Origin of the sequence: Proteiniphilum sp. UBA1028, assembly GCF_002316955.1 — a bacterium.
GTDB lineage: Bacteria > Bacteroidota > Bacteroidia > Bacteroidales > Dysgonomonadaceae > Proteiniphilum.
Map to the genome: position 1 here is coordinate 83,675 of NZ_DCEN01000026.1, position 4,593 is coordinate 88,267.

Annotated in this window: 5 protein-coding genes; all 5 read left to right on the plus strand. The window is 48.3% G+C overall.

Translation table 11 applies throughout. The features are described from left to right. A partial coding sequence (locus tag B3Z75_RS03770; RefSeq protein WP_294067913.1) for an outer membrane beta-barrel protein occupies positions 1-1,959 on the plus strand: 1,959 nt, incomplete at its 5' end. A 54-nt stretch (positions 1,960-2,013) separates the two neighbouring features. Continuing rightward, on the plus strand, positions 2,014-2,688 hold the full coding sequence (gene trmD, locus B3Z75_RS03775) for a tRNA (guanosine(37)-N1)-methyltransferase TrmD (RefSeq protein WP_294067915.1): 675 nt from the start codon (positions 2,014-2,016) through the stop codon (positions 2,686-2,688). A 57-nt stretch (positions 2,689-2,745) separates the two neighbouring features. After that, a complete protein-coding gene (gene rfbA, locus B3Z75_RS03780; protein ID WP_294067917.1) occupies positions 2,746-3,627 on the plus strand; it encodes a glucose-1-phosphate thymidylyltransferase RfbA in 882 nt (293 codons plus the stop codon). 73 nt (positions 3,628-3,700) lie between these two features. Then, positions 3,701-4,240 (plus strand): dTDP-4-dehydrorhamnose 3,5-epimerase, encoded by a 540-nt coding sequence (rfbC, locus tag B3Z75_RS03785; protein ID WP_294067919.1) that lies wholly within the window; start codon positions 3,701-3,703, stop codon positions 4,238-4,240. Then, a partial coding sequence (locus B3Z75_RS03790; RefSeq protein WP_294067921.1) for a GDP-mannose 4,6-dehydratase occupies positions 4,225-4,593 on the plus strand: 369 nt, incomplete at its 3' end. The genes rfbC and B3Z75_RS03790, both read left to right, overlap by 16 nt.

A 4,593-nucleotide genomic window follows, 5' to 3' on the forward strand; every position in this document is an offset into this window, starting at 1 on the left:
CTGAACGGCAAACCCTCGAATATGGTTTCCGGAAACCCTTCTCAGGTGTTGAAGAGTATGCCGGCAAACAGCGTGAAGGATATTGAAGTAATCACCGATCCCGGGGCTAAATACGATGCCGAGGGAATTGGCGGCATCATCAATATTGTCACTGATAAAAGGGCCGATGATGGTTATTCCGGTTCCGTAGGGGCCAACGGTGATGATTTTGGCGGGTATGGTGGCAACATCTATCTGGCTACTAAATATGGCAAGTTTGGTTTCACCGGCAACGCTGGTTATTTTTATCAGTCTCGCCCTGAGTCGAAGTCCAACTTTGCACGCAGTGAATATTCTCCCAATCCGGGGAATACCCTCACCCTCAATGGAACCAACAAGAGCAACGGGAAAGGCCTCTTTTTAAATGGCTCCATGAGCTTTGAACCCGACACCCTGCATCTCTTCAACCTGTCGGTCTCCCGTTTTGGGGGGGATTTTAATTCGTTGAACCTGCAGGAGGCCCTTTCCGTTGGTGCCCACCCCTATAGTTACAATACGCGAAATAAAAGCGTAAGCCAGTTCGGGGGGATGAACCTGTCGGTCGATTATCAGCGTAGCTTCAAAAAGAAGGGAGAGATGTTGACTGCCTCATACCGGTTTGAGAGTAATCCCAATGACAGTGAATATGAAAGCGAATATTACAATGTCACTGATTTTTACTATCCGGATGGCTACCGGATCAAAAGTGCCAATAACGCAGGCGGAAACGAACATACCGGTCAGGTAGATTATGTGAATCCCCTGAATAGGAAGCATAGTATTGAAACAGGATTAAAGTATATTTTCAGGGATAATTCAAGTCGCGCCGACCATACTTACCTTGATCTGACAGACAATATGTGGAAGCCCGATCCGAACAGAAAAAACGATCTGGACCACTCCCAGTACATCACCTCCGGCTATGCCGGTTACAGCTATAAGGCGGGGAGAGTGGGGATGAAGCTGGGACTACGGGGGGAACATACACGGCAGGATATCCACTTTATGAGCAGCGACCTGGATACGATTGTACACACCAGCTTCTTCGACCTGGTTCCCTCCGCCACGCTCTCCTGTCAGCTGGGAATGACACAAACATTGCGGGGCGGTTACAACATGCGTATTTCCCGTCCGGGCATCTGGTACCTGAATCCCTATGTGAACGACGTGGACCCCAACAATATCAGCTACGGCAATCCTCGGCTCAATGCGGAGCAGCAGCATAACTTCAATATCAATTATGGTTCTTTCTCGCAGAAGTTGAATTTCAACCTTGCTCTCAACTACTCTTTTGCCAAAAATGCCGTGACGGCATACAGCTTCATAAGGCAGGAGTATGACGAGGCGCAGGGAGTTTACAAGTCTGTAACCCATAATACGTATGATAACATCGGGCGCAATCAGACAGTGGGGACAAATATGTATGTGAGCTGGACACCAACCCGGATGATCCGTACCTACCTCAACGGAGGGGTCAATTATACCGATATCCGGAGCACCAAAAATAGCGAATTGAAAAATAGCGGCTTCTCCGGACGTACATTTGGCGGGCTTACCTTTACCTTTCCCGGGGATTTCAGGGTGGGAGCCAATGCTGGACTCTTTCTGAGCCGTATTCAGTTGCAGACGGAACAGTCGGCATTCTATTTTTATTCTTTCAGTCTGCAAAAAAGCTTTCTGCATGAAAAACTCGACCTGGCGCTCAATATGCAAAACCTGTTTTCCAAATACAGGGCATTCACCTCCACCACCACTGGTGCCGGATTTACCCAGAAGAATGAATTCATGAATCCAATGCGAAACTTCAGGCTGAGTGTTACCTATCGTTTTGGAGACTTAAAGACTTCGATGAAAAAGGTGCAGCGCACTATAAGCAACGAAGATGTGATGCAGGGAGAGAGCGGACAGCAGCAGGGAACCACACCTCCCACAGGAGAATGATTTTGCAGTGATTCTTTTTTCCACTATTTTTGATGAAAGCAATAGAAGTGAAGCATGAGGATTGACATTATTACTGTTTTACCGGAAATGATCGAAGGGGCGCTCAATACGAGTATCCTGAAACGCGCACAGGAGAAGGGACTCGTTGAATTTGGACTCCACAACCTACGCGATTATACGCTCGACAAACACAAACGGGTAGACGATTATCCCTTTGGGGGAGAGGCAGGGATGGTGATGCAGATTGAACCAATAGACCGGGCCATCACCTACCTGAAGTCGCAACGTGAATATGACGAGGTAATCTTTACATCGCCCGACGGCGAGCAGTTTACGCAAGCCACGGCCAACAAGCTGTCTCTCATGCAGAATGTTATTATTCTCTGCGGACATTACAAGGGAATTGATTACCGGGTGAGGGAGCATCTGATCACCCGGGAGATCTCGATCGGTGATTTTGTGCTTACCGGGGGGGAGCTGGTTGCTACCATGATTGCCGATGCCGTGGTGAGGGTAATCCCCGGTGCCATTGGTGATGAACAGTCCGCCCTCTCCGACTCGTTCCAGGACGGATTGCTGGCACCCCCTGTGTATACAAGGCCTGCCGAGTATAATGGATGGAAGGTGCCGGAGGTTCTTCTTTCGGGACACGAACGGAAGATCGCGGAATGGAGGCATAATCAATCGGTGGAACGTACCAAACGTCTCCGCCCTGACCTGATTCGATAGAATAGGCACAGGTGAATGTCTTGAATGAATTTCATATCTTTGTAAAATTTTTTGATTATGAAAGGAATTGTATTGGCGGGTGGTTCCGGCACAAGGTTATATCCCATCACCAAAGGAGTTTCCAAGCAGTTGCTCCCTATTTTTGATAAACCAATGGTTTATTACCCAATCTCGGCTTTGATGCTTGCAGGCATACGGGAGATTCTTGTTATTTCCACACCGGAGGATCTGCCCGGCTTCCAGAGGCTGCTGGGCGACGGGTCGGATTTTGGTGTGCAATTTACCTATGCGGAGCAACCCAGTCCCGATGGCCTTGCGCAGGCATTTATCATAGGGGAAGAATTTATCGGGAACGATGCTGCCTGTCTGGTGCTGGGCGACAATATTTTTTATGGTAATGGCTTTCCTTCTTTGTTAAAAAAGGCTGTGGATGATGCGGAAAATAATGAGCTGGCCACGGTTTTCGGTTATTTTGTAAACAATCCCGAAAGGTATGGTGTCGCCGAGTTCGATGAGAAAGGCCAGGTCATCAGCATCGAGGAGAAGCCTGTCGCCCCGAAGTCCAACTGGGCTGTAACCGGCTTGTACTTCTACCCCAATCGGGTGGTGGAGATCGCAAAACAGATCAAACCATCGGCACGGGGAGAGCTGGAGATAACAACGGTAAATCAGGCATTCCTGCACGAAGGGAAACTGCAAATACAGCGTTTTGGCAGAGGCTTTGCATGGCTTGATACCGGAACCCACGATTCGCTATCGGAAGCATCCACATTTATTGAAGTGCTGGAAAAACGGCAGGGGCTTAAGATATCGTGTCTGGAAGAGATCGCCTGGCACAACGGATGGATTTCTGCAGAAGACCTCAAGCGTATGGCGGAGCCGATGAAAAAAAATCAGTACGGGCAGTATCTGTTGAGGTTGGTGGAGTACGGCAGTTAAGCAGTGAGGGACAGTGTCAGGTTGGTCGCAGGTTGAAGGTATTGGAGCAAAGAGAAAAAAGAATAGAAGTATAATGGACGTAATTAAAACAGAAATAGAGGGGTTGCTTGTCATACAGCCCAAAGTCTTTGGAGATGATCGGGGTTATTTTTTTGAATCCTTTTCGATGAAGAAGTTCGAAGAGAAAGTGAGAAAAACCGTTTTCGTGCAGGACAACGAAAGCAAATCGCGATACGGAGTGTTGCGGGGGCTTCATTTTCAGAAGCCGCCCTTTGAACAGGCCAAACTGGTACGCGTGGTGCTGGGAAGGGTGCTGGATGTAGCCGTGGATATCCGGAAGAATTCTCCCACCTTTGGTCAATACGTCTCGATGGAGCTGTCCGATGAAAATAAAAAGCAGTTGTTTATCCCGCGGGGATTTGCTCATGGATTTGCCGTATTAAGCGACAAGGCAATATTTCAATATAAATGTGATAACTATTATTCTCCGGCACACGAAGGGGGTATTCTTTGGAATGATCCCCGGCTTCATATCGACTGGCTGCTTCCTGAAAATGAAATTATCTTATCGGAAAAAGACAAAAATAATCCACCCCTATGCGACACATATTAATCACCGGAGGTGCGGGCTTCATCGGCTCCCATGTTGTCCGGCTGTTTGTGAATAAATATCCTGGCGACCAGATTGTGAATCTCGACAAGCTGACCTATGCCGGCAACCTTTCCAATCTTCAGGATCTGGAAGGAAGACCCAATTACCGGTTTGTGAAGGCGGACATCTGCGACTTCAGCGAGATGCAGTCAGTGGTGGAGTCTTTTCATATTGACAGCATCATCCATCTCGCTGCCGAAAGTCACGTGGACCGATCGATTACCGACCCCTTCTCGTTTGCCAGAACAAACGTGATGGGAACGCTCAACCTGCTGCAGTCAGCCAAAGAATCCTGGAAAGGAAACTACGACGGG